The sequence below is a fragment of the Kitasatospora sp. NPDC032757 genome (genome assembly GCF_055579305.1).
The window spans coordinates 1-24,040 of record NZ_JBVINN010000019.1 but is presented as its reverse complement, the minus strand read 5'-3'; the positions used below and the strand labels follow the sequence as shown (position 1 = coordinate 24,040).

At 73.0% G+C, this 24,040-nt stretch carries 22 protein-coding genes; 16 read left to right on the top strand and 6 right to left on the bottom strand.

Annotation, left to right across the window (positions count from 1 at the left end; translation table 11 throughout):
* Positions 1-218 precede the first annotated feature (218 nt).
* From ACZ5WK_RS21525 to ACZ5WK_RS21515, 3 genes are all read left to right on the top strand, one after another.
* A complete protein-coding gene (locus ACZ5WK_RS21525; protein ID WP_465549013.1) occupies positions 219-995 on the top strand; it encodes a response regulator transcription factor in 777 nt (258 codons plus the stop codon).
* A gap of 13 nt (positions 996-1,008) precedes the next feature.
* Positions 1,009-2,508, top strand: a complete 1,500-nt coding sequence (locus ACZ5WK_RS21520; RefSeq protein ID WP_465549011.1) for a sensor histidine kinase — start codon at positions 1,009-1,011, stop codon at positions 2,506-2,508.
* Positions 2,509-2,732: 224 nt separating this feature from the next.
* Entirely contained in the window at positions 2,733-3,683 is a 951-nt protein-coding gene (locus ACZ5WK_RS21515; RefSeq protein WP_465549009.1) for an LAETG motif-containing sortase-dependent surface protein, read from the top strand.
* A gap of 217 nt (positions 3,684-3,900) precedes the next feature.
* Here the strand turns inward: ACZ5WK_RS21515 and ACZ5WK_RS21510 are convergent, their stop codons facing one another.
* Positions 3,901-4,554, bottom strand: coding sequence for a helix-turn-helix transcriptional regulator (locus ACZ5WK_RS21510; protein WP_465549007.1), 654 nt, complete (start codon positions 4,552-4,554; stop codon positions 3,901-3,903).
* Positions 4,555-4,611: 57 nt separating this feature from the next.
* Here ACZ5WK_RS21510 and ACZ5WK_RS21505 point away from each other — a divergent pair, with 57 nt between their 5' ends.
* Together ACZ5WK_RS21505 and ACZ5WK_RS21500 are read left to right on the top strand one after the other, a co-directional pair.
* Complete coding sequence (locus tag ACZ5WK_RS21505) at positions 4,612-5,490, top strand: aldo/keto reductase (RefSeq protein ID WP_465549005.1); 879 nt, start codon at positions 4,612-4,614, stop codon at positions 5,488-5,490.
* Positions 5,491-5,596: 106 nt separating this feature from the next.
* Positions 5,597-6,973, top strand: coding sequence for an oxygenase MpaB family protein (locus ACZ5WK_RS21500; protein ID WP_465549003.1), 1,377 nt, complete (start codon positions 5,597-5,599; stop codon positions 6,971-6,973).
* Positions 6,974-7,023: 50 nt separating this feature from the next.
* Here ACZ5WK_RS21500 and ACZ5WK_RS21495 read toward each other — a convergent pair whose 3' ends face one another.
* Complete coding sequence (locus ACZ5WK_RS21495; RefSeq protein WP_465549201.1) at positions 7,024-7,839, bottom strand: nucleotidyltransferase domain-containing protein; 816 nt, start codon at positions 7,837-7,839, stop codon at positions 7,024-7,026.
* Between the two features lie 156 nt (positions 7,840-7,995).
* On the opposite strand from ACZ5WK_RS21495, the gene ACZ5WK_RS21490 reads away from it, so the two are divergent.
* From ACZ5WK_RS21490 to ACZ5WK_RS21465, 6 genes are all read left to right on the top strand, one after another.
* Positions 7,996-8,379 carry a VOC family protein gene (locus ACZ5WK_RS21490; protein WP_465549001.1) on the top strand — a complete coding sequence of 128 codons (384 nt, stop codon included), beginning with the start codon at positions 7,996-7,998 and terminating at the stop codon, positions 8,377-8,379.
* 290 nt (positions 8,380-8,669) lie between these two features.
* Positions 8,670-10,211 (top strand): cytochrome ubiquinol oxidase subunit I, encoded by a 1,542-nt coding sequence (locus ACZ5WK_RS21485; protein WP_465548999.1) that lies wholly within the window; start codon positions 8,670-8,672, stop codon positions 10,209-10,211.
* Between the two features lie 62 nt (positions 10,212-10,273).
* Complete coding sequence (gene cydB / locus ACZ5WK_RS21480) at positions 10,274-11,299, top strand: cytochrome d ubiquinol oxidase subunit II (RefSeq protein WP_465548997.1); 1,026 nt, start codon at positions 10,274-10,276, stop codon at positions 11,297-11,299.
* Positions 11,300-11,303: 4 nt separating this feature from the next.
* Complete coding sequence (gene cydD, locus ACZ5WK_RS21475) at positions 11,304-14,831, top strand: thiol reductant ABC exporter subunit CydD (RefSeq protein ID WP_465548995.1); 3,528 nt, start codon at positions 11,304-11,306, stop codon at positions 14,829-14,831.
* Positions 14,832-14,889: 58 nt separating this feature from the next.
* The gene (locus ACZ5WK_RS21470; RefSeq protein WP_465549199.1) at positions 14,890-16,701 is read left to right on the top strand and encodes a sensor histidine kinase; all 1,812 of its coding nucleotides are present in this window, start codon (positions 14,890-14,892) and stop codon (positions 16,699-16,701) included.
* A 285-nt stretch (positions 16,702-16,986) separates the two neighbouring features.
* Positions 16,987-17,160, top strand: a complete 174-nt coding sequence (locus ACZ5WK_RS21465) for a hypothetical protein (protein WP_465548993.1) — start codon at positions 16,987-16,989, stop codon at positions 17,158-17,160.
* Positions 17,161-17,165: 5 nt separating this feature from the next.
* Here the strand turns inward: ACZ5WK_RS21465 and ACZ5WK_RS21460 are convergent, their stop codons facing one another.
* The 3 genes from ACZ5WK_RS21460 to ACZ5WK_RS21450 form a co-directional block, all read right to left on the bottom strand.
* The gene (locus ACZ5WK_RS21460; RefSeq protein ID WP_465548991.1) at positions 17,166-17,990 is read right to left on the bottom strand and encodes an HAD family hydrolase; all 825 of its coding nucleotides are present in this window, start codon (positions 17,988-17,990) and stop codon (positions 17,166-17,168) included.
* Positions 17,991-18,058: 68 nt separating this feature from the next.
* Entirely contained in the window at positions 18,059-19,033 is a 975-nt protein-coding gene (locus tag ACZ5WK_RS21455) for a hypothetical protein (RefSeq protein ID WP_465548989.1), read from the bottom strand.
* A gap of 82 nt (positions 19,034-19,115) precedes the next feature.
* Positions 19,116-19,550: a hypothetical protein gene (locus ACZ5WK_RS21450; RefSeq protein ID WP_465548987.1), complete on the bottom strand. Its 435-nt coding sequence runs from the start codon at positions 19,548-19,550 to the stop codon at positions 19,116-19,118.
* A gap of 149 nt (positions 19,551-19,699) precedes the next feature.
* On the opposite strand from ACZ5WK_RS21450, the gene ACZ5WK_RS21445 reads away from it, so the two are divergent.
* Entirely contained in the window at positions 19,700-19,888 is a 189-nt protein-coding gene (locus tag ACZ5WK_RS21445; protein WP_396322864.1) for a hypothetical protein, read from the top strand.
* A 493-nt stretch (positions 19,889-20,381) separates the two neighbouring features.
* Here ACZ5WK_RS21445 and ACZ5WK_RS21440 read toward each other — a convergent pair whose 3' ends face one another.
* Positions 20,382-21,269, bottom strand: coding sequence for an LLM class flavin-dependent oxidoreductase (locus ACZ5WK_RS21440; RefSeq protein WP_465548985.1), 888 nt, complete (start codon positions 21,267-21,269; stop codon positions 20,382-20,384).
* A gap of 86 nt (positions 21,270-21,355) precedes the next feature.
* On the opposite strand from ACZ5WK_RS21440, the gene ACZ5WK_RS21435 reads away from it, so the two are divergent.
* The 4 genes from ACZ5WK_RS21435 (at position 21,356) to ACZ5WK_RS21420 (ending at position 23,900) form a co-directional block, all read left to right on the top strand.
* Positions 21,356-21,667, top strand: a complete 312-nt coding sequence (locus ACZ5WK_RS21435; protein WP_465548983.1) for a calcium-binding protein — start codon at positions 21,356-21,358, stop codon at positions 21,665-21,667.
* A gap of 46 nt (positions 21,668-21,713) precedes the next feature.
* On the top strand, positions 21,714-22,967 hold the full coding sequence (locus ACZ5WK_RS21430; RefSeq protein WP_465548981.1) for a hypothetical protein: 1,254 nt from the start codon (positions 21,714-21,716) through the stop codon (positions 22,965-22,967).
* A gap of 76 nt (positions 22,968-23,043) precedes the next feature.
* Positions 23,044-23,691, top strand: coding sequence for a DUF433 domain-containing protein (locus ACZ5WK_RS21425; RefSeq protein WP_035847110.1), 648 nt, complete (start codon positions 23,044-23,046; stop codon positions 23,689-23,691).
* Positions 23,688-23,900 (top strand): DUF5615 family PIN-like protein, encoded by a 213-nt coding sequence (locus tag ACZ5WK_RS21420; protein ID WP_465548979.1) that lies wholly within the window; start codon positions 23,688-23,690, stop codon positions 23,898-23,900. Before ACZ5WK_RS21425 ends, ACZ5WK_RS21420 begins: the two co-directional genes overlap by 4 nt.
* Positions 23,901-24,040: the final 140 nt, after the last annotated feature.

The following is a 24,040-nucleotide window of genomic DNA, read 5'->3' as shown; positions in this document are numbered from 1 at the left end:
GCTCCGTGCCGGGGGCCGTCGAGGCCCGTGCCGGCTCCGCGCCGGGGGCCGTCGAGCCTGTGCGCACACCACCCAGCCCGGCCCTGCGGGCCCGTCGGCCCAAATCCGCCCGATAAGGTGTTAATCCAACATTCATCGATGGCGCATAGCCTCCCCGGGCTAGCCTCAAGCTGAACGCCATCGTCCGACCGGGAGGCGGAACCCCCGTGCAAGGCACTGTGTCCACACCAGGAACCTCCGCGGTGGCCGGCGGCCCGGGCGAGGCGTTCCTCCTCGTCGTCGACGACGAACCCAACATCCGCGAGCTGCTCTCCGCCTCGCTGCGGTTCTCCGGCTTCCGGGTCGCCTCCGCCGCCAGCGGCACCGAGGCGCTCGAACTGATCGCCGTCGAGCGCCCGGACCTGGTCGTCCTCGACGTCATGCTCCCCGACCTCGACGGCTTCACCGTGGTCGAGCGGCTGCGCGAGCAGACCAGCCGCGGCCAGATCGCCGGCCCCGCCCACGGCCACCCCGGCGACCACCTGCCGGTGCTCTTCCTCACCGCCAAGGACGGCGTCGGCGACAAGGTCCAGGGCCTGGCGGCCGGTGCCGACGACTACGTCACCAAGCCGTTCAGCCTGGAGGAGCTGATCGCCCGGATCCGGGCCATCCTGCGCCGGGCCGGCGGCCCCGCCGAGGACGGCCGGCTGGTCGTCGCCGACCTCACCCTCGACCCGGTGGCCCACGAGGTCACCCGCGGCGGCACCCCGGTCGCGCTCTCGCCCACCGAGTTCAAGCTGCTGCACTACCTGATGGCCAACGTCGGCCGGGTGGTCTCCAAGGCGCAGATCCTCGACCACGTCTGGGCGTACGACTTCGGCGGCGACCTCTCCATCGTCGAGTCCTACATCTCCTACCTGCGCCGCAAGCTCGACTCCGGCTCCGCGCACGGCCCCAAGCTCATCCACACCGTGCGCGGCATCGGCTACGCGATGCGCCGACCCCCGCAGAACTGACGGCCCCGCCCCGATGCCGATGCTCACCCGGCTGTCCCTGCGCGCCCGGCTGCTCGTCCTGGTGCTCGCCCTGGTCACCACCGGGCTCGCCGTCAGCGACACCGTCGTGCTCGGCACCGTCCGGGTGCAGCTGGTGCAGCGGCTCGACGAACAGCTCCAGCGCTTCGCCGAGCCGCTGTCGAAGCGCGCCCCCGGGCGGGTCACCTGGCCCGAGAACAGGCAGCCGGCGGTCACCGGCAAGCGGGGGGCCCCCAACTACCTGGCGGCACTGCCCAGCCAGTACTTCGTCCAGTACCTCTCGGCCGACGGCAAGGTGCAGCAGGTCGTCCGCCAACCCGTCTCCGAGAACGACCCCGCGCCCCAGCTGACCGGCCTCGACCCGGCCGCCTCCACCGCCGACACCCCCTTCGACCTGCCCGACCAGCGCGGCAACCGCACCTGGCGGGCGCTGGTCCTGCCGCTTCAGCGGCCCCCCGCCCCCGCCAGCGCCTTCGCCGCGCCGGCCCCCACCGCCTCGTACCTGATGGTCGCCGTCTCCCGCGAGGACATCGACGCCACCGTCGGCCGGCTGCGCGCCGCGTTCCTGGCGATCGGCGGAGCGGTGCTGGTCCTGATCGGGGCGCTCGGCTTCTTCGCCGTCAGGGCCGGTCTGCGGCCGCTGCGCCGGATCGAGGAGGGCGCCGAGCTGATCGCCTCCGGCGAGCTCTCCCACCGCATGCCCGCGCTCCCGCCGCGCACCGAGGTCGGCCGGCTCTCCATCGCGCTCAACGGCATGCTCACCCAGATCGAGGCCGCGTTCGCCGCCCGCGCCGAGTCCGAGGCCCGGATGCGGCGGTTCGTCGCCGACGCCTCGCACGAGCTGCGCACCCCGCTCGCCGGCATCCGCGGCTTCGCCGAGCTGTACCGGATGGGCGCGCTGCCCACCGACGCCGACGTCAAGCGGACGATGTTCCGGATCGAGAGCGAGGCCGTCCGGATGGGCACCCTGGTCGAGGATCTGCTGGTGCTCGCCCGGCTCGACGAGGAACGCCCGCTCGACCTCGCCCCGATGGACCTGCGCACCCTCGCCGCGGACGCCCTGCACGACCTCACCGCCCTCGACCCGTCCCGCCCGGTCGCCCTCACCGGCCCGGCCGGCACCGGCGCCCCCGGCCCGGCGCCCGTGCTCGGCGACGAGGCCCGGCTGCGGCAGGTGGTCACCAACCTGGTCGGCAACGCCGTCAAGCACACCCCGCCCGGCACCCCGGTGCGGATCGGCGTCGGCACCGCGGGCGGGCTCTGCCTCCTGGAGGTCGCCGACTCCGGCCCCGGCCTCACCGCCGACCAGGCCGCCCTGGTCTTCCACCGCTTCTACCGCGTCGACGCCTCCCGCAGCCGCCACGAGGGCGGCGGCGCCGGCCTCGGTCTCGCCATCGCCACCGCCCTCACCCACGCCCACGGCGGCACCCTCACCCTCCACACCGCCCCCGGCGCCGGCGCGACCTTCCGCGTGGAGCTTCCGCACCAGCGCTGAGGGGCCGCGCGGAGGGGCCGGGTTGCGGTCCTGCGCGGAGGGGCCGGGCATGACCGGCAGGCAGGTCGTCGGTCCCGTCACGGATCGGGAAGTCCGGAGGCCGTTCTCATTGCCGGAAGTCGGCATGGAGCGTACGGAATCCGTCTGCATATGATCAAGCCGCTGAGCGGTAACCACCGTTCTCACAACGGCTTTTGCTGTTCCACGATCCGAAAGGGATCCCCGTGAACCTCCGCCGTACGCTGGTCTCGGCCGCCATGGTCGCCGCAGTGATCTCGCCCGCCGCTGTGTTCTCCGCGGCACCCGCCTTCGCGGCGTCGGCCCAGGCCCAGGACGACGTGTCCATCGCCGCCCTGGAGCAGGCCGCCGCCGACGCCGCCAAGGCGTACGACACGGCCGCCGCCGCCGAGGCCGCGCAGCAGGCCAAGGTCAAGGCCTTCTTGAACGACTCGCAGCCCTACCTGGGCAAGCTCGAAGAGGCTCGGGCCGCCGCCAAGGAGACCGCCGCCGCCAAGGCCGCCGCCGACAAGGCGCTCGCCGACGCCAAGGCCGCCACCTCCAAGCTCGACGACCCGGCGACCCCGGAGGACGAGCGGGTCGCCATCCTGACCCGCCTGTACAAGGCCACCGAGGCGGCCAAGGCCGCCGACACCGCCAACGTCGCCGCGGAGAAGGCCAGGACCGCCGCCGTCAACGCCCTCGACGACGCCAGGGTCGCCGAGCTCCGGAAGCTGCACACGCTGAGCGAGGCCACGAAGGCCGCGTCCGCCGCCAAGACGGCCGCCGACAAGGCGCTCGCCGACGCCAGGGCCGCCGCCGCGCAGCAGCCCGCCAAGGGCACCGATCCGGCCCCCGCGGCCCAGCAGCCGCCCGCCGCCGTCACCCCGGTCGCCGACACCACGGCCGTGGCCGCCGGCACCACGGCCGCCGGCACCACGTCGTCGACCACGACGACCGCCGCGAAGACCGGTGTCAGGAACACCACCTCGACCACGTCCTCGACCACGTCCTCGACCACCGCGTCGACCACCGCGTCGACCGCGACGGGGGCCGAGCTCGCCGACACCGGCTCCAACCCGGCCACCCCGTACCTCGCCCTGGGTGCAGGCCTCGCCATCAGCCTGGGCGCCGCCGCCGTCTACGTCTCCCGCCGCAAGGCCGGCCAGCCCGCCTGACCATCCGTTCGCGCCCGATCGGGAGGCGGCCGCGAACCCAACCCCGCGGGGGAGGCCGGTGATCCGGCCTCCCCCGCGGCGTTTCATGCGGAGCTGTGGCAGCGGTAAACCACCTGATCGGGTGAACTGCGGGCCGGCGAGGAGGCCGTGATCCCGGAGGGGCCGGCGAAGGGGTTCGCGATCGGTCCCGGGGTCACCGGCGGGCGGCGGGACTGACTCACTCCTCCCGCAGGCCCTGGGCCAGCAGGCCCAGCTGGAAGCGGGAGGTGGCGCCGAGGGCGGTCATGACCTCGGCGACGCGACGGCGGTAGGTGCGCAGCGAGAGCCCGAGCAGCCGGGCGCCGGTCTCGTCGGTGTGGCCGGCGGCGAGGGTGCGGAGGATGTGCCGGGCCTGCTCGGTGAGGTGCGGCGGGCGGGCGCAGTCGGCGAGTTCGGTGGCGGTCTCCCAGGTGGCACGGAACAGCGAGCGCACGCCGTCGACGACCTCCGGCGAGCTCACCACGGTGTACGTCCGGACGCCGCGCACCGGGGCGCCGGCCAGGATCGCGGTGCGCCGGTCGATGATGATCGCCTCGCGGGCCAGCGGCCCGTCGCAGATCCGGATTTCGACGCCGGAGGCGGCGATCCGCAGCAGCCGCCGCTCCGACTCCGGGTCGGCCAGCGCCCGCCGGGTGTACAGCTTGCGCATGGTGAGACCTGGGACGACGTGCGGCCGCTTGCCCTCGCGGAAGGCGGCGTTGACGCCGGTGGACCAGGTCATCAGGTCGGCGGCCGCGACCAGGAACTCCTCGCGGGAGCCGACGAAGAGGTGGCCGGCCTGCCGGACGAGCTCCTGCTCGCCGTGCAGCGTGATGATCCGATCAGTACTCATGGCAGCAAGCTGCCAGATCGGACGGCCGGTTGGCGAGCGGACCGGAGGCTTGATGCCATGACGACCTCACCTCATCTCACCGCATCCGGCTCCCTGCTCCTCGGCGGCGACCTGCCGGTGACCCGGATGGGCTTCGGCGCGATGAAGCTGCCGATGCGGGACTGGCAGGGCCCGGCCTGCGACCCCGAGCAGAGCCGCGCCGTGCTGCGCCGGGCGGTCGAGCTCGGTGTCGACCACATCGACACCGCCTGGTTCTACTTCTACAAGGACCTCTTCGCCAACAACCTGATCCGTGAGGCCCTGCACCCGTACCCCGAGAACCTGGTGATCGCCACCAAGGTCGGCCCGGGCCGGTACCCCGACGGCACCTGGATGTACCCGGCCGGCCCGGCCGAGGTGCGCGAGGCCGTCCACCGCAACCTCCGCGAGCTGGGCGTGGACCGGCTCGACCTGGTCTACCTGCGGCGGATGCCCAGCCAGTCGTCGATCAGCGAGCCCTTCGCCGCCCTGGCCGAGCTGCGCGAGGAGGGGCTGATCCGGCACCTCGGCGTCAGCAACGTCAACGAGGCCCAGCTCGCCGAGGCGGAGGCGATCGCGCCGGTGGTCGCGGTGCAGAACAAGTTCAGCGTCCTGGACACCGAGCACGGCGACGGGGTGCTGGCGGCGTGCGAGGCCAAGGGCATCGGTTTCGTGCCCTTCTTTCCGCTCGGCGGCACGGGTGTGCCCGAGCACCCGGCGCTCCAGCGTGTCGCCGACCGGCACGGCGCCACCCGCGCCCAGGTGATGCTGGCCTGGCTGCTCTCCGTCTCGCCGACGGTCCTGGCCATCCCGGGCACCTCCTCCCCGGCCCATCTGGAGGAGAACGTGGCCGCGGCCTCGCTGCGGCTGGCGCCGGAGGATCTCGTGGAGCTGGAGGGGCTGGCCCAGGGTCAGTAGCCGCAGTCGGTAGGTAAATCCGTCTAATTCTGTCGGAGTTTCGCCGTCGAGCCAGCGGGAAGGCCGCCGCCGACGCGGAAACTCACAGAATCACGGGGGCTTTTCCATGCCACTGTCGTCGTCCGGGCCGAGCGCTTCCTTCCGCCGGGATCTCAGCGAATGGCGGATCGCGCTCGTCGCCTGGCGGCTGCTGGTCCTCCAGGCCTCCCACCCGGTGGTCTCGGCCGGGATGACCGAGCACTCCACCTACCGCGGCCACCCGTGGCGGCGGGTCGAACACACCATGGGCAGCGGCCAGCGGCTCTTCCAGGCGGACGAGGAGGCGCTCCACCGCGAGGTCGGGCGCCTCGACCGGGCCCACCGGCGCATCCGCGGCACCGCGCCGGGCGGCCGGCCGTACGACGCCGAAGACCCGGCCACCCGGGCCTGGGTGCTGCTCACCCTCTTCGAATCCGTCGTCACCATGCGGGAGTTGAGCGGGGACCCGTATGCGGCGGACGAACTGGAGTCGGTGTACGGGGAGTTCACGGCGACCATCGCCGCGTTCCGGCTGCCGGAGGGCTCGCTGCCGCGCACGGCGGCCGAACTGCCCGGCTACTTCCGCACGATGGTGCGCGAGCAGTTGGAGTTCACCGACCAGGCCCGCCACCTGCTGTACGAGATGCTGCACGAGGCGCCCTGCCCGCGGCGGCTGCACTGGCTCGGGCCGGTCGGCTGGCGGCTGCTGCGGGCGGTTGCCGCCCGGGTCGTCACCACCCTCACCGTCGCCGACCTCCCCGCCGTCTACCGCGAGCGCTTCGGCCTCGTCCGCACCCGCCGCGCGGCCCTCCTCTCCCGGCTGCTGCACCACGGCGGGCGGGCGCTGATGACCCGGCTGCCCGAGCGGCGCCGCTACCGCTTCCAGCGGCCGCCGGTTCCGGCGCAGCGGCGGCGGCCGCCCCGGCGGGACACCCGGCCGCCCCGGCTGGACCGCTTCTTCGACCAGGTCCTCGACCAGACCGGCGACGGCTACCTCACCGCACCCGACCTCCAGGCCATGGCGCACAACGTCTGCTGGCAGCTGGAGCTCACGGAGGACGCCGAGGGCCGCGTCCGCGCCGCCTTCGACGGCTGGTGGGAGCAGCTCCGCTCGACCATGGACGCCGACGGCGACGGGCGGATCGGCCGGGGCGAGTTCGTCGCCGCCACCCTGGCGGGCTGCGACCGCGACCCCGACTACCTCGAACGCGGCCTGCTGCCCGCGCTGCGCGCCGTCTTCACCGCCGCCGACACCGACGGCGACGGCACCCTCGACGCCGCCGAGTACCGCGCCGTGTTCGGCGGCCCCCGCGTCCACCCCGCCGACCTCTCGCACGGCTTCCGGCAGTTGGACGTGGACGGGGACGGCACCATCACCGAGGCGGAGTTCCTCCGCGGCTTCACCGACTACTTCACCGCCCGCAGCCCCTCCGCCGCCGGCACCCAGCTGCTGGGGCGGCCGTAGGACGCGTCCGGGCGTCGCCGGGAGGCCGGACGTCGAAGGGCTGCCGGGGGCTACGCCTGCGGGCCTGCCCGGAGCGCGGCGACGGTGTCGGCGACCAGGGTGCGGGCGTCGGCGACGGTGGCCGTCAGCTCCTCCCGGGTGCCGCCCGGGGCGGCGAGAAGGCGGCGGGCACGAGGCCCGAAGCCTGCCGGGGCGGCGGGCAGGCCCGCGGCGACGTCGAAGGCCCCCTTCTCGTTGAGGCACCAGCGGCGCGCGTCCGCGTGCAGGGCCTGGACCAGGATGCCGACGGCGCGCGAGAGGCAGAGCGCGACGTACAGCGTGTCCGCCCGGGCCGCGCCCTTGGCCGCTCCGGCGAGCAGGAACTCCGCCTCCCAGGTGCTCGCGGTCAGCGCGGCCCGCAGCGGCTCGGGGTACTCGGCCAACTCCGCCTGCAGTGCTGCCAGTTCGCCGCTCGGGTCGGCCAGGATGCGGCCGACCGCGAGCTCGCCCGGGTAGCACGGCGACCAGAAGCCGAGCGGGTGTCCGGCCTGGATGCCGACCTCGTAGCGGCCGGCGCGGCAGTCCGTCCAGACCCGGCCGACCCGGTCGAGGTCGCGCAGGATCCAGTCCACCGCCGTCCCGTCGACCTCCAGCCAGGCCCCGCCGTCGACCCACGGCCCCCACGCGCCGGGGCCGGCCACCTCGACGCCGGGGCCGGCGAGCTCGCGCAGCGCGTCGAGGTCCGGCGCGCCGCGGTAGTAGACGCCGAGGTCCCAGTCCGACTCCGGCCGGTGCTCCCCGCGGGCCCGGCTGCCGCCGAGCGCCACGCCCACCACGCCCGGCACTCCGGCCAGTTGCCCGGCCATTGACTCGATGATCGTCTGCATCGTCCGCACGGGAAGGAGTCTGGCACGGGCCGGAACCGGCCCTTGCGGGGGAGCCCGGGGTCCGTTCTAGGATCGGTGGTACGGCATCGCGTGTCGGTCACCGTCCGGGTGAGGCATGGAGGTAGCCCGTGAGTGCCTTACGGAGGCATTCGAAGCATGGCAGTCCAGTTCAATCACACGATCGTCCACGCCCGGGACAACCGGGAGTCAGCCGAGTTCCTGGCGGGAATCCTCGGCCTTGAGGTCGGGGCGGAGTGGGGGCCGTTCGTCCCCGTGGCCACGGACAACGGCGTCACCCTCGATTTCGCGACGGTGCCGGCGGAGTCGATCGTCCTGCAGCACTACGCGTTCCTCGTCTCGGACGAGGAGTTCGACGCGGCCTTCGCCCGGATCGAGGCGGACGGCATCGCCTACTACGCCGACCCGCAGCTGAAGCTGCCCGGCGAGATCAACCACCACCACGGCGGTCGGGGGCTGTACTTCCTCGACCCGGCCGGTCACGGTCTGGAGATCATCACCCGGCCGTACGGCAGCCACTAGTACCAAGAGGACGGTCCGGCGCCTGTCAAGCGCCGGATCGTCCAAGATCGCCGCGACACTCGCCCGGCCGCTCGTTGTGGCGCCCACGGGCGGCTCCGCAGACTGTGCGCACGGCACCGCCGGTCAATCCCACCCCGCCTGCAAACCACTCGTAAGCATGATGGATACTGAGCTTGTGAACGTGTTCACGTTCACAAGCGGACAAGCTTGCGCTGGTGTGCAGCGGTCTACGGATATAGATGAAGTTTGTCCTGAACATGCCCTTATGGGCCGGTTGGAGAGAGGGCGACGTGGAACTGGCAATCGCTCACGAGACCATCGCGCGATGGCAATTCGGCATCACCACCGTCTACCACTTCCTCTTCGTCCCGCTCACCATCAGCCTGGCCGCCATCGTGGCCGGGCTGGAGACCGCCTGGGTACGGACGAACAAGGAGAAGTACTTCCACGCCACGAAGTTCTGGGGGAAGCTCTTCCTGATCAACATCGCGATGGGCGTGGTCACCGGCATCGTCCAGGAGTTCCAGTTCGGCATGAACTGGTCGGACTACTCCCGGTTCGTCGGCGACGTCTTCGGCGCCCCGCTCGCGATGGAGGCGCTGATCGCCTTCTTCTTCGAGTCGACCTTCATCGGGCTCTGGATCTTCGGCTGGGACAAGCTGCCGAGGAAGCTCCACTGCGCCTGCATGTGGATGGTCTCGCTCGGCACCGTGCTCTCCGCCTACTTCATCCTGGCCGCCAACTCCTGGATGCAGCACCCGACCGGCTACACGATCGACCCGGCCACCGGCAAGGCGCAGCTGACCGACATCACACGCGTGCTGTTCCAGGACACCACCGTCACCGTCGTACTGCACACCCTGACCGCGGCCTTCCTCACCGGCGCGGCCTTCATGGTCGGCATCGCCTCCTTCCACCTCTGGAAGGCCAAGCGCCGGCCGGACACCGCCGACCCCAGGAAGACCGCCGTGATGCGGACCTCGCTCCGCCTCGGCCTCGTCCTCGCCGTCGTCTTCGGCCTCGGCACCGCGCTCAGCGGCGACTCGCTCGCCAAGGTGATGTTCCGCCAGCAGCCGATGAAGATGGCCGCCGCCGAGGCCCTCTGGGACACCCGGGCGCCGGCGCCGTTCTCGGTCTTCGCGGTCGGCGACGTCGGCAAGGGCCACAACTCGGTGGAGCTGGAGATCCCCGGGATACTGTCCTTCCTCGCCAACAGCGACTTCAGCTCGTCCGTGCCCGGCGTCAACGACACCGCCAACGCGGAGGCCGCCAAGTACGGCGGCGACCCGAAGGACTACATCCCGAGCATCTTCGTCACCTACTGGGGCTTCCGCCTCATGATCGGTTTCGGGATGACCTCCTTCGTGGCCGGCGTGATCGGGCTCTGGACCACCAGGAAGCGGCGCTTCCTCGCGCCGGAGTTCCGCACCGGCGACACCGAGGTGCCCAGGCTGATGCTCACCCCCAAACGGGAGCTGGGCCCCTTCCTCACCAAGTGGAGCTGGCGGATCGGCATCCTCACCATGGGGTTCCCGCTGATCGCCAACAGCTTCGGCTGGATCTTCACCGAGATGGGCCGCCAGCCGTGGGCCGTCTTCGGCCTGATGACCACCGCGAGCGCCGTCTCGCCGAACGTCGGCATCGGCATGCAGATCGGCGCGCTGACCACCTTCACCGCGCTGTACGCGGTCCTCGCCGTCATCGAGGTCCGGCTGCTCGTCAAGTACGCCAAGGCAGGCCCGGTCACCTCCGAGCAGCCGCCCGCCGAGGACCCGTCGCTGCGCGGCCCCTCCTCGGACGACGCCGACAAGCCGCTCGCCTTCGCGTACTGAGAACCGCTGCGGACCACCGAGAACCACTGAGGACCACCGAGGATCGATAGGACCGATTGACCATGGAACTCCACGACGTCTGGTTCGTCCTGATCGCCGTCCTCTGGATCGGCTACTTCTTCCTAGAGGGCTTCGACTTCGGCATCGGCATCCTGACCAAGCCGCTGGCCCGCAACACCGCCGAGCGGCGCGTCCTGATCAACACCATCGGCCCGGTCTGGGACGGCAACGAGGTCTGGCTGCTGACCGCCGGCGGCGCCACCTTCGCCGCCTTCCCGGACTGGTACGCGACGCTGTTCAGCGGCTTCTACATCCCGCTGCTGGTGATCCTGGTCTGCCTCATCGTCCGCGGAGTCGCCTTCGAGTACCGGGCCAAGCGCTCGGAGGCGCGCTGGCAGCGGAACTGGGAGGAGGCCATCTTCTGGACCTCGCTGCTCCCGGCCTTCCTCTGGGGCGTGGCCTTCGCCAACATCGTCCGCGGCGTCGACATCGACGCGCAGAAGAACTACGTCGGCACCTTCTGGGACCTGCTCAATCCGTACGCGCTCCTCGGCGGTCTGGTGACGCTGAGCCTGTTCACCTTCCACGGCGCGCTGTTCGCCGCGCTCAAGACGGTCGGCGGGATCCGGGAGCGGGCGCGGGCGGCGGCGCTGCGGCTCGGCCTGGTGACGGCGGTGCTGGCGCTGGCCTTCCTGCTCTGGACCCAGGCCGACAACGGCAACGGCTGGAGCCTGGCGGCGCTGGTGACCGCGGTCGTCGCGCTGGCCGGCGCGCTGGCTGCCAACCAGGTGGGCCGCGAGGGCTGGGCGTTCCTCCTCTCCGGGGCGACCGTCGTGGCCGCGGTGGCGATGCTCTTCCTGTCGCTCTTCCCGGACGTGATGCCCTCCACCCTGAACGCCGAGTGGAGCCTGACCGTCGGCAACGCGGCCTCCTCGGCGTACACGCTGAAGCTGATGACCATCGTGGCCGCGGTCTTCACCCCGCTCGTGCTGCTCTACCAGGGCTGGACGTACTGGGTGTTCCGCAAGCGGATCGGTGTCCAGCACATCCCCGGGCACGACCCGGCCGCCGCGCTCGACCAGGCCTGACGCCGTGAAGCCGGTCGACCCCCGCCTCCTCGGCCACGCCCGCACCACCCGTGCCTTCCTCGCCGGATCGGTGATCCTCGGCGGGGCGGGCGCGGCCCTGGTGGTCGCCCAGGCGAGCCTGATCGCCGAGATCGTGGTCCGCGCCTTCCAGCAGGGGGCCACGCTCGGCGAGCTGACCACCCCGCTGCTGCTGCTGGCGCTCACCGCGGCCGGGCGGGGGCTGGTCGGCTGGCTCACCGAACTCACCGCGCACCGGTCCGTCGCCCGGGTGAAGTCCACCCTGCGGCGCCGGCTGCTCGACCACGCCACCGCACTCGGCCCGGCCTACCTGGCGGGCCGGCGCACCGGCGAACTCACCACCCTCGCCACCCGCGGCATCGACGCGCTCGACGACTACTTCGCCCGCTACCTGCCGCAGCTGGCGCTCGCCGTGGTCGTCCCGGTGATCGTGCTGCTGCGGATCGTCGGCGCCGACCTCACCTCGGCCGCGATCATCGCCGGGACGCTGCCGCTGATCCCGCTCTTCATGGTGCTGATCGGCCTGGCCACCCAGGCCCGGATGGACCGGCAGTGGGCCACCCTCTCCCGGCTCTCGCACCACTTCCTGGACGTGGTCGCCGGGCTGCCCACCCTCAAGGTGTTCAACCGGGCCCGCGCCCAGGCCGCCGGCATCGCCCGGATCACCGCCGACTACCGCCGGGCCACCCTGCGCACCCTGCGGATCGCCTTCATCTCCTCCTTCGCGCTGGAGCTCCTCTCCACCCTCTCGGTGGCGCTGGTCGCGGTCTCCATCGGCTTCCGGCTGGTGGACGGCACGCTCGACCTGGAGACCGGGCTGCTGATCCTGATCCTGGCGCCCGAGGTGTACTTCCCGATCCGCCAGGTCGGCGCGCTCTACCACTCCAGCGTCGAGGGGCTGACCGCGGCCGACGAGCTCTTCCAGGTGCTGGAGACGCCGCTGCCGGAGGCCGGCACCGTCACCGCGCCCGCCCTCGGCGGCGCCGTCGTCGAGGCCGCCGGCCTGACCGTGCTGCTCCCCGGCCGGACCGCGCCCGCGCTGGACGGCGCCGCGCTGACGCTGCGCCCGGGGGAGACCACCGCGCTCACCGGCCCCAGCGGGGCCGGCAAGTCCACCCTGCTCGCCGTCCTGCTCGGCCTCACCGTGCCGGACGCCGGCAGCGTCACCGTCACCGCCGCCGACGGGCGCGCGTACGACCTGGCCGAGCTGGAGCCGGCGAGCTGGCGGCGGCAGATCGCCTGGGTGCCGCAGCACCCGCACCTGTTCGCCGGCACCGTCGCCGACAACCTGCGGCTCTACCGACCGGACGCCGCCGAGGACGAGCTGCGGACGGCGCTGCGGGCCGCGCACGCGCTCGACTTCGTGCAGCGGCTGCCGAAGGGGCTCGCCACCGTGCTCGGCGAGGACGGCGCCGGGCTGTCGGCCGGCCAACGGCAGCGGCTGGCGCTCGCCCGGGTGCTGCTCGCCGACGACCGTCCGCTGGTGCTGCTGGACGAGCCGACCGCCCACCTGGACGGCGAGTCGGAGGCGGCCGTCGTGGAGGCCGTCCGGGCACTGGCCGCCGACCCGGCGCGCACCGTGCTGCTGGTCGCCCACCGGCCGGCGCTGCTGGCGGCCGCCGACCGGCGGGTCCGGCTGGCCGGGCCCACGCTGCCGGCGGCTGCCCGCCCGCCCGTGCTCGCGCACAGCGGCCGGCCGGTGCCGGCCGCGGAGGACGGCGCGGAGGCCGGCGATGAGACCGGCACCGACGGGCCCGGCACCGAGCCGGTGAAGCCCCGGCTGGCGCTCTCCGTGCTGCTCGGCGCGCTCGCCCTCGGCTGCGCCGTCGCGCTGATGGCCACCTCCGGCTACCTCATCTCCCGCGCCTCCCAGATGCCGCCCGTCCTCTACCTGATGATGGCCGTCACCTCGGTCCGCGCCTTCGGCATCGGCCGCAGCGTCTTCCGCTACGCCGAGCGGCTGGTCTCGCACGACGCCGTGCTGCGCACGCTCGGCACGCTCCGGGCCGCCGTCCACCGCCGGCTGACCGTGCTCGCCCCGGCCGGGCTGCCCGCCTTCCGCCGCGGCGACCTGCTCTCCCGGCTGGTCTCCGACGTCGACGCCATCCAGGACCACTACCTGCGCTGGCGGCTGCCGGCCGCCGTCGCCGCCGTGGTGTCGCTGGCCGCCGTCGCCGCCATGGCCGCCTTCCTGCCCGCCGCCGGCCTGGTGCTCGGCCTCGGGCTGCTGCTGGCCGGGGCGGTGGTGCCCGCACTCGCCGCCCGCTGGTCGGCCGGCGCCGAGCAGCGGCAGGCCCCGGCCCGCGGCCGGCTGGCGACCGCCGTGGTCGACGCCTTCACCGGGACGGCCGAGCTGACCGTCGCCGGTGCGCTGCCCGGCCGGCTGGCCGCCGTCCGCTCCGCCGACGCCGCGCTGACCGGGCTGGCCGCCCGCTCGGCCGCCACCACCGCGCTCGGCACCGGGCTGATCGGGCTGCTCACCGGGCTGACCGTGGCCGGCGCGGCGGCCGTCGGCATCCAGGGCGTGCAGGCCGGAGCGCTGGCTCCGGTCTGCCTGGCGGTGGTCGTGCTGACCCCGCTGGCCGCCTTCGAAGCGGTCACCGGGATGCCGCTCGCGGTGCAGGCCCGCCGGCGCAGCAGGGCCGCCGCGGCGCGGCTGGCCGAGGTGCTGGACGCGCCCGCCGTCGTCGCCGAACCCGCCGCCCCGGCGGCGCTGCCCGGGCGGCCGCTGCCGATCGCGGTGCGCGGCCTGACCGTCCGGCACCCCGGGCAGGCGGTGGACGCGCTGGCCGGAGTCGACCTCGACCTCACCCCCGGCCGCCGGATCGCCGTGGTCGGCGCGTCCGGCTCCGGCAAGACCACGCTGGCCCAGGCACTGCTGCGGTTCCTGGACCAGACGGCGGGCAGCGTCACCCTCGCCGCCGGCCGTCCACAGGCTGTGGACAGTCGGGAGCTGGCCGGGGACGACGTCCGCCGGGTGATCGGGCTCTGCGCCCAGGACGCCCACGTCTTCGACAGCTCGCTCCGGGAGAACCTGCGCCTCGCCCGGCCCGCCGCCACCGAGGACGAGCTGCGCGCGGCGCTCGCCGCCGCCCGGCTGCTCGACTGGACCGACACCCTGCCGGCCGGGCTGGACACCATGGTCGGCGAGCACGGCGCCCGGCTCTCCGGCGGCCAGCGCCAGCGGCTCGCGCTCGCCCGCGCACTGCTGGCCGACTTCCCCGTGCTCGTCCTGGACGAGCCCGCCGAGCACCTCGACCTGCCCACCGCCGACGCGCTCACCGCCGACCTGCTGGCCGCCACGGCCGGCCGGACCACCGTGCTGATCACCCACCGACTGGCCGGCCTGGACGACACCACCGTCGACGAGGTGCTGGTGCTGGACGGCGGCCGGGTGGCCGAGCGCGGCACCTGGTCGGCGCTGCTGGCCGAGCCCGGCAGCCGGCTGCGGGCGATGCGGGAGCGCGAGCGGGAGGCGGACGGGCTGCTGGAGGAGAGCCTGGCCGGGCGCTGACGGTCGTGCCGTCCTTCGGCAGAAAACCGTACAAACTACGCTCGTCCCCATGGACCCCATGCCCGACCTGCCCGACGCCGCCGCACCCCACCCGGCACCGGACCCGACGCCCCACCGGGTGCCCGAGATCTCCTCGCTCGGGCTGGACACGCTGGTCACCGAGGTGGCGGAGCGCCTCCAGTCGGCGGCCGCCGTCACCGACCGGATGCAGCGGCTACTGGAGGCCGTGGTCTCGGTCGGCGCCGGGCTCGACCTGCACGCCACGCTGCACCGGATCGCCACCGGCGCCGCCGAACTGGTCGACGCCCGCTACGCGGCGCTCGGGGTGATCGCGCCCGGCGGGCACGGCCTGGCGGACTTCATCCACGTCGGGATCGACGACGCGACCGCCGCCGCCATCGGTGAACTCCCGGCCGGCCGCGGCATCCTCGGCGCACTGATCGACCGGCCCGAGCCGCTGCGCCTCCCCGAACTCGGCGCCGACCCCCGCTCCTCCGGGTTCCCGGCGCACCACCCCGAGATGCGGACCTTCCTCGGCGAGCCGATCCGGATCCGCGACGAGGTGTTCGGCAACCTCTACCTCACCGAGAAGAAGGGCGGCGGCGCCTTCACCCCCGAGGACGAGCAGGTGGTGCACGCGCTCGCCGCGGCGGCCGGCGTCGCGATCGAGAACTCCCGGCTCTACGAGGAGGGCCGGCGCCGCGAGCGCTGGATCGCCGGTGCGTCCGCCGTGACCACGGCCCTGCTCTCCGCCGACGAGGCGGAGGTCGCGCTGACCGTCGCGGCCGAGCAGGTCCGGGAGCTGGCCGACGCCGCCCTCGGCATGATCCTGCTGCCGACCGCGGACGGGGGCGAGGACGGGCAGATGCGGGTCGCCCACGCCTCCGGCGAGGCGGCCGAGTTCGTCCGCGGCGAGCTGCTGCCGCAGGACAGCTTCGCCGCCCGGCTCCTGCGGGGCGAGAGCGTCTACCTGGACGACATGTCCAGCGACCCGACCGTGACGATCCGGCTGGCGCGCAGCTTCGGCCCGTCGATGGCGGTGCCGATGGTCGCCGCCGGCCGGGTGCTGGGCGGCCTCTGCGTCTGGCGCCCGCGCGGCGCGCTGCCGTTCACCGACGCGGAGAAGCAGCTCGCCGAGACCTTCGCCTCGCAGGCCGCGCTCGCCCTGCGGCTCGCCGAGGGCCAGCGGGACCAGCAGCGGCTCGCCGTCTTCCAGGACCGCGACCGGATCGCCCGTGACCTCCACGACCTGGTGATCCAGCGGCTGTTCGCCACCGGGATGATGCTGGAGAGCGCCGCCCGGCGGTCCGTCGTGCCCGAGGTGAAGGTCGGCATCGGCAATGCGGTGGACGAGCTGGACGCCACCATCCAGGAGGTCCGCACCACCATCTACGCGCTCCAGCACGACAACCACGGCGACGCGCCGGACACCCTGCGGACCAGGGTGCTGCGCGAGGGCAGCCAGGCCGCGGCGGCACTGGGCTTCAAGCCCTCGGTGACGTTCACGGGCCCGGTGGAGAGCCTGGTCGGTGAGAAGACCAGCCGTCAACTGCTGGCCGCACTGAGGGAGATGCTCTCCAACACGGCCCGCCACGCCCGGGCCTCGCGGGTCGGAGTGGAGGTCGACGCGACCGTGCACCTGGACGACGAGGGCCACCCGGTGAGCGGCGACCCGGAGTCGCTGGACCGCGCCGGGCGCCCCGGAGTGCTGCTCACCGTCACCGACGACGGCGTCGGCATCCCGCCCGGCGGCCGGCGCAGCGGCCTGCGCAACCTCACCCGGCGGGCCGAGGTGCTCGGCGGGGACGCCTGGCACGAGCCGGGGCCGTACGGGAAGGGGACGATGGTGCGTTGGACGGCCCGCCTCTAGGGCGGGTCATCGACGACTCGTCTTCGAACTGCCTGTAACGGAGAAGGGGGTCAGACGGGCAGTTGGTGCGCAGTCGGTGAAAGTTTAACGAGGGAGAACTTCCCGGCCAACGGAGCAAGTTGTGCATTTCCCGCCCTTCCGGCGCGCTCGTGTGCACACATAGCTTTACTCCCGTCTCGGAGAGGTACCGGACTGGGGGAGCAGTGGACGCGTCGGGCCGCGGTCACACCGCAGCAGGGGCAAGTCGAGGAGACCGTCGCCGAGCTGCGCGGGCGGCTCACCATCGTGATCGTCACCCACAACATGCAGCAGGCGCAGCGGGTTTCGCAGTCCTGCGCGTTCTTCCTGGCCACCCACGACACCCCGGGCCGGATCGTCGAGGCCGGCCCGACCGGGCAGCTGTTCGGCAGCCCGCGCGACCAGCGGACCTCCGACTACGTCAACGGCCGTTTCGGGTAACCGGATCACCGGCCGATCAGCTGCTCCAGCACCGCCGCGACGCCGTCCTGCTCGTTGCTCACGGTGTGCAGCGGCACCGCCGCCAGCACCTGCGGGTGCGCGTTGGCGACGGCGTAGGCGGTGCCGGCCCAGGCCAGCATCTCCAGGTCGTTCGGCATGTCGCCGAAGGCCACCACCTCGCTCCGGTCGATCCCGCGCCCGGTGCACCAGCGGGCCAGCGTGCTGGCCTTGGTGACGCCGGGCGCGCTGATCTCCAGCAGCGGTATCGGCGCGGAGCGGGTGATCTCGGCGAGGTGGCCGGCCGCCTCGCGGGCCTCGGAGAGCAGCTTGTCCGGGTCGAGGTCCGGGTGCTTGGCCAGCAGCTTGAACAGGCCGTGCACCGGGCCGCCGGCTCCCAGCAGCTCCTCCGCCGGGCCGATCGGGTGGTCCTCGTTCTGGCCCCACATCGGCACCTCGTACCGGGGCTCGCGGGCGAACCCGGCCGGGTACTCGAAGGCGAACGCGGTGCCGGGCAGCTTGGCCCGCAGCGCCGCCACCACGTCGAGCGCCGTCCCGGCGTCGAGCGGGGACGACTCCAGCAGCTCGCCGCGCCGCACGTCCACCACCGCGCCGCCGTTCGAGCAGATCGCCACCCCGTGGCCGCCGATGTGCGAGCTGACCTGCTGCATCCAGCGCGGCGGCCGGCCGGTGACGAACACCACCTGCACGCCGGCCGCCTCGGCCGCGGCGAGGGCGGCGGCGGTCCGCTCGCTGACGGTGCCGCCGGAGCAGAGCAGGGTGCCGTCCAGGTCGGTGGCGATCAGGCGGGGGGCGGTGCGGGGTGTGGTCACCGGTCCATCTTCGCCTACCGCTGCCGGGAGGTCACCGCTGCTGCGGCGGCCTCCCGGCGCGGACGGGTTCAGCCGGCCCTGAGGGTCAGACCGACGGTGTGCAGCTGCCCGCCGGTCTGGAACTGCAGGAACAGCCGCCAGTCCCCGGCCGCCGGCAGCTCGGCATGGAACGCCAGGGTCGGTCCGCCGGCGCCGCCCGCCTCGGCCTTCGCCTCCGGGTGGAGGTGGGCGAACGCCTGGTCGCCGGCGTGGAAGGCGGTGAGGTGGGCGAAGGTCTCCAGGTAGGGCTGGAGGTCGGTGACCGGCTTGCCGTCCTTGCTGACGGTGACCTCCAGCTCGCCCGCCTTCCCGGCGACCGGGGTGCCCGCGACCGCCACGGTGTACCCGTCCACGGTCGCGGTGCCGGTCGGGGCGGGCAGCTCGGCGGCGGCCGCCGCTCCCTCGCCGGGGACGGTCACCGTCCGGCTGAGCACCAGGCCGGTGCCCCGGCCGGCGCCGCTGTCCGGGACGAACGAGGCGTAGAGGCGCCAGGTGCCGGCGGTGAGCGCGGCCAGCGGGGCGGTCCAGGTGCCGTCGGCGGCCATCTCGGGGTGCAGGTGCTGGAAGCCGGTCAGGTCGGAGCGGATCGCGTAGAAGTGCATCCGCTTGGTCTGGTCGGTCAGGAACGCGGTGACCGGCTTGCCGTCCGGGCCGGTGACGGCGAACCGGTACTCGGCGGGGGCGCCGGCGGTGAGCGTCTCGGTGGCGCCGGTGAGGCGGTAGCCGTTCCGCTCGGCGGCGAGCCCGGGGGCGGTGCCGGCGGGCGTGCCGGCGGCAGGGGTGTCGGAGGCAGGGGTGTCGGAGGCAGGGGTGCCGGCGGCGTCGGCACCGGGCATCCGGTGGCCCTGGTGGCCGCCGGCGGCCGTGCCGGCGGGCGACGTGGCCGCCGCCGGGCTCGCGCCGTGGTCCATCCCGCTCATCGCGTCGGAGCCGCAGGCGGCCAGGGTGAGGGAGAGGGCGGCGAGCGCCAGGGCACGGTGGCGGGTACGGGTGGGGAGGGACATCTGGTGGGTTCGCTTCCGGTGTGTGCGGGCAGGACGCGGCGCGCCCGGACTCCCTTCGCGGGGAGCTCCGGCGCGGGCCCGGTCACGTCCGTGCGACGCACACCCTGAGCAGCAGGTGCCGCCCGGCGGCGGGCGGTGCCCGCGGGCCGTCGGCCGGCCGGCGGCGCGGTCCGGCGAGGGCGGCGAGCGGGAGGGCGGCCGGCGCGAGGGCATGCGGGCCGGGCGCGGGCAGCTGGGCGCCGTCCCGGTCCCGGGCCGACACGCAGGAGACGGCCGGCCGGTCGCCGCCGTGCGCCCGCGGCCCGGCCAGGCTCGGGCCGGTGTCCGGCCCGCCGTGGTGCTGCACCAGGACGGGCGCCGCGACCGCCGCGGAGGGCTCCGGCTCGTGGCAGCCGCCGGCCGAGGTCGGCGAGCCGTGCATCAGGAACAGTCCGGCCAGCAGTGCGCAGAGCAGCAGCAGCCGGGCGGTCGCCCGCCCGCCGTTCTGCCGCACACCCCGCCGCCCGCCAGCCGTCACCCGGCCGACAATACCCCCAACCCGTATGGGGATCGCGTACGTTTCGGCCCCCGGGCCGAGGTTTCCGGCCGATTCGGCCCCACCCGGGGTGTCCCTACCGGTGCGGATGGGCATGACCGCTTACGGCCACCCCGTCGGCAGGAAGAGCCATGCCACCTCGCCACCTCGAAGACGAGCGCCCACCGACCACCGCCCCGGACCGGCCGTGGACGCCGGACACCCGGCGCGATCCCGTCCTGATCGGCGACATCATCGTCGACACCCTCGCCGAGATCGCCCGCCGCCGCGCCACCGCGCCGCCGCCCTTCCCCACCCAGCGCACCCGCCCCCACCCGTAACGGCGGCCGTCCGGCGGGCTGCCGCCGGCGGCCGCAGTGGTGCGCGCGTCCACGGGCGGCCGGGGATTCACCTCCCGGGCGCCTCGATGATCTCGGGTTGTCCTCTTCCGTCCATCCGGTCCTGACCTGCGCGGACATCGCCCGTGTTCGAATCGATGGGACCAGCCCGAGGGCAATTTGTCGTACTGATTCCGGGGTAGACGCTTTATGCCATGGCATAAAGCGTCTACGCCGACCGGCCCGAGTACCGAATTCCGGAGCCGAAGATGGAGCGTATGTACCTCATCCATGTGCGCCTCCGGGCTCCCGGTGGCACGGCCGTTCCGCCCGGCAACCGGCGCCGCTACCACCCGCCTGTCCACGCCCTATCCATCGCACCCGCCCCATCTCCGCACGGGTCGGCGGCAGGATCGGCGGCCGCGCAGGCGGCCTGCGGGCGGACACGCGGAAGGAGCGCCCACCCGGCGGGTGGGCGCTCCTTCCGCGTGTTCGGTCAGGACAGCTGGGCGAGGCCCTCGGTGGCGATCCTCTCGAAGACGGCGAGGTCGTTCTCGAAGATCGAGTCCGGCACGGGCCAGTGGATCACCAGCTCGGTGATGCCGAGCTCCTGGTAGGTACCCGCCCAGTCCACGAAGGCGTCCAGCGACTGCAGCGGCTTCTCCGCCGTCGACCCCTGGAGCAGCACCTTCTCCAGCTCGCCGACGTCCCGGCCGGTGGCCTCGCAGGCCGTCGCCAGCTTCGCCAGCTGCGCCGCGATCACCGCGGGCGCCTGCTCGACCGGGACGTCCGCCGGCCCGCGCGGGTCGCCGTAGGTGACCCAGCCCTGCCCGTACTCCGCCGCCAGCCGCAGCCCGCGCGGCCCGGTCGCGGCGACGTAGAACGGCACCCGCGGCTGCTGGACGCAGCCCGGGATGTTCCGCGCCTCGACCGCCGAGTAGTACGTCCCCTCGCGCGTCGTGGCGTCATTGCGCAGCAGCTCGTCCAGCAGCGGCAGGAACTCCCCGAACCGGTCCGCCCGCTCCTTGGGCGACCACGCCTCCTGCCCCATCGCCGTCGCGTCGAACCCCGTCCCGCCGGCCCCGATCCCCAGCGTCACCCGCCCGCCCGAGACGTCGTCCAGCGTGACCAGCTCCTTCGCCAACGTCACCGGGTGGCGGAAGTTCGGCGAGGTGACGAGGGTACCCAAACGCATACTCTGCGTAGCCGTCGCTGCGGCCGTCAGCGTGGGCACCGCCCCGAACCAGGGCGCGTCGCGGAAGGACCGCCACGAGAGGTGGTCATACGTGTACGCGGCGTGGAATCCGATGTCCTCGGCCCGCCGCCAGATCTTCTGCCCCTCGCCCCACCGGTGGACGGGGAGGATCACTGTACTCAAGCGCATGCCCTCGACCCTACGCGTGCGCTCTGGTAGGTGAGGTTTCGAGCAACCCGCGGCGACGTCACCTGCGTGGCCGCTAACGTGGCGCCATGGGTTTTCTGGGTGAAGCCGAGCTTGAGGCCATGGTCAATGAGGCCACTGTCGACGCCTACACCGAGGACGAGCAACTGACCGGCCTGTTCACGATGATCGAGGAGAACCTCGCGGTGCCGTTCAACGCGACGGTTCTCGGGGCCGAGGTGACCGTGCGCGGCGTCGACCTTGGTCAGGACGGCCGGATCGTCGCACTGTGCTCTCGCGGCCCCGATCGACAGCGGATCGGGATCCTGGACCTGCCGATGCCGACCCCTGCCCCGGGCGGCGCCGAGTGGGTCGAGGCCTACCGACACTGGGCCGGCTGAGCAGCTCGCACCTCTCCTCGGAGCCGGCTTGCAAGGAAGGCGCGACGTGGCGATCGCCGTACGGGACACGAATCACGGCACCGATGAGCGCTCGCTCAGCGATCTCATCGAGCGCAGCGCCGAGTTGAAGGGGGAACTGGTCACCTTCGGGCAGAGCGCTCGCTTCGACCAGTGGTTGACTCCCCTCCTGCTGGAGGCCGCGGGCCCTGAGCGGCGGCTGGACGAGGGTACGGCGGTTCGGATCACCGACCAATTCATCCTGCGGTACCGCCTGCCGGGCGGTACCACCGTGGTGGACCGATTCGTCGCCTCACGGCGAGACTTGAGCGAAGTCGATCGGGAGCTGCTGCTCGGCTGGCGTGGCCCGGTCGAGGGCATCTTCGAGATCCGGCGCAAGGACGGGGATGGCGTCGTCCTGCTGAACCTGGTCGACGACCTGGAGTACCGCGTGTACTCGAACGTCGGGCCGAGGGTCTTCCGTGGAGTGTCCAAGGGACAGTTCCTTCTCGCCTGCTTGGTGTCCATCCACTCGGCCGACGGTGTGTGGCTGATCTCCGGGATGATGTCGTCCTACCCGAAGTCCAGCGCCACCGAGATCGCCCAGGCCGCGCTACACCTGGCCACCAGCCAACCCGAACTGGTCTTCCGCAACCCCGAGAAGATCGAGCAGGGATGGCAGCGGATGCGGGAGGACCGGGCCGCGTTCGTCGAATTCTGCGGCGGCGACGAACTGGTCCTGCCCCCTGCCGAGGCCGAGGCCAGGCTCAACGCCTACTACCGGCACCGGCAGGAGGCCGCCGTCGCCGGGGCGCCCGACCGCGGCAGAGGCAGGCGGCTCCCTGGCCTGGGTCTGCCGTTCTTCGAACTGCCACAAGATCTTGCGGACTCGGCCACCATCGGCGTCATCTACGACGAGGTCGACGGACTCAACTTCTACGCGGACTACGGGCTGTTGCGGGACCTCTTCGCCGACCCGGCCCTCGCGGGCCGCAGGCGGCACCAGGACCTGCTGCGCACGTACCTGCGCGAGGAGTCGATCTCACCACTGCCGTTCCGCCGACTGGCCGCCGCGTTTCCGGAGACAGTCGATGAGGTGTTCCGGAAGCTGCTGCGGAAGCCCGGATTCACCTGGGGTGAGCACGGCGAGGCCCTACTGCGACGACGCAAGTCCTGGTACTACGCCCAGGCGCCCCGACCCAGCGTCTCCGTGATCGGCGAGCGCCTCAGCGAACTCGCCGCCGGCGGCCGACGGCGGAAGCTCCCGAGAGCGCGGCGCGTCTCGGCGGCCTCATCCGGGTGAAATGCTGGCGAGCCTGATGCCCGTACGGGACGATGAAGTAGCGTCGGATTGTCGTCTGGAGCCAAGGAGGTGCCGCATGTCGTACGAGCCCAAACTGGCTGCTGCGTTGTCCGGTGCGACTCTGCGGCAGCTGTCGCACTGGCGGCGGGCCACCGGCGAGCGCGGCGCTGTCCTCGTGCCGGAGATCTCAGCATCTCGTCCGATCCTCTACTCCTTTCGCGACGTGGTCGCTCTCCGAGCCTGTGTCCGCCTTCGCGAGGAGGCATCCCTCCAGAAGATCAGGCGGGCGCTGAGCACGTTGCGCGAGGGCCTCGACGAAAGGGAACACCTCTCGGCCTACCGGCTGGTCGCGGGCGGTGACACGATCTATCTGGCAGACCCGGACCACGCAGTGGACCTCGTGCGGAGCAAGGGCAATGTCGTCATCCACGACATGGTGGACGTGCTTGCGCCTTTCTACCGTGGTGGTCGACGAATCCCGGACCTTCTTGAACCCCGGCCGCACGTGTCCATCGACCCTGCCGTGCGAGGCGGCGAGCCGGTCGTCGAGGGGACACGCATCCCGGCTACGGAGGTTGCCGCTCTCCTACGGGACGGCGTGCCACCTGAGCAGATCGGCGACTACTACCCGGGCGTCACAGCAGAGGCAGCGCGCGACGCAGCGGACTTCGCCGACTACGTCGACAGTTACGAGGACGCGGAAATCAGGCAGGCAGCGTCTTGAAGCTGCTGCTCGACGAGAATGTGCCGCTTCCCATGGCACGGATCGTGCGACTGCTCCTGAAGCACCACGTCGTTGAGCACGTAGCCGAACTCAGCGGCTGGGCGGGAACCAGGGACGTCGACCTCTACGCACGTGCGGCAGCGGACGGCTTTCAGATCGTTGTCACGAACGACACGAAGCAACTTACTGATCGTTTCAGAATGAGTTGAACTGCACTCTTGCGCCTGGCGATCTTGGTCGGCAGGCTGTCCGGGTGCCTGTTGATCTTGTGCCGGATGACCTGTGGGAGCGGGTGGCTCCGCTGCTGCCGCCCGCTCCCGAACGACGCCACCGCCACCCCGGGCGACTA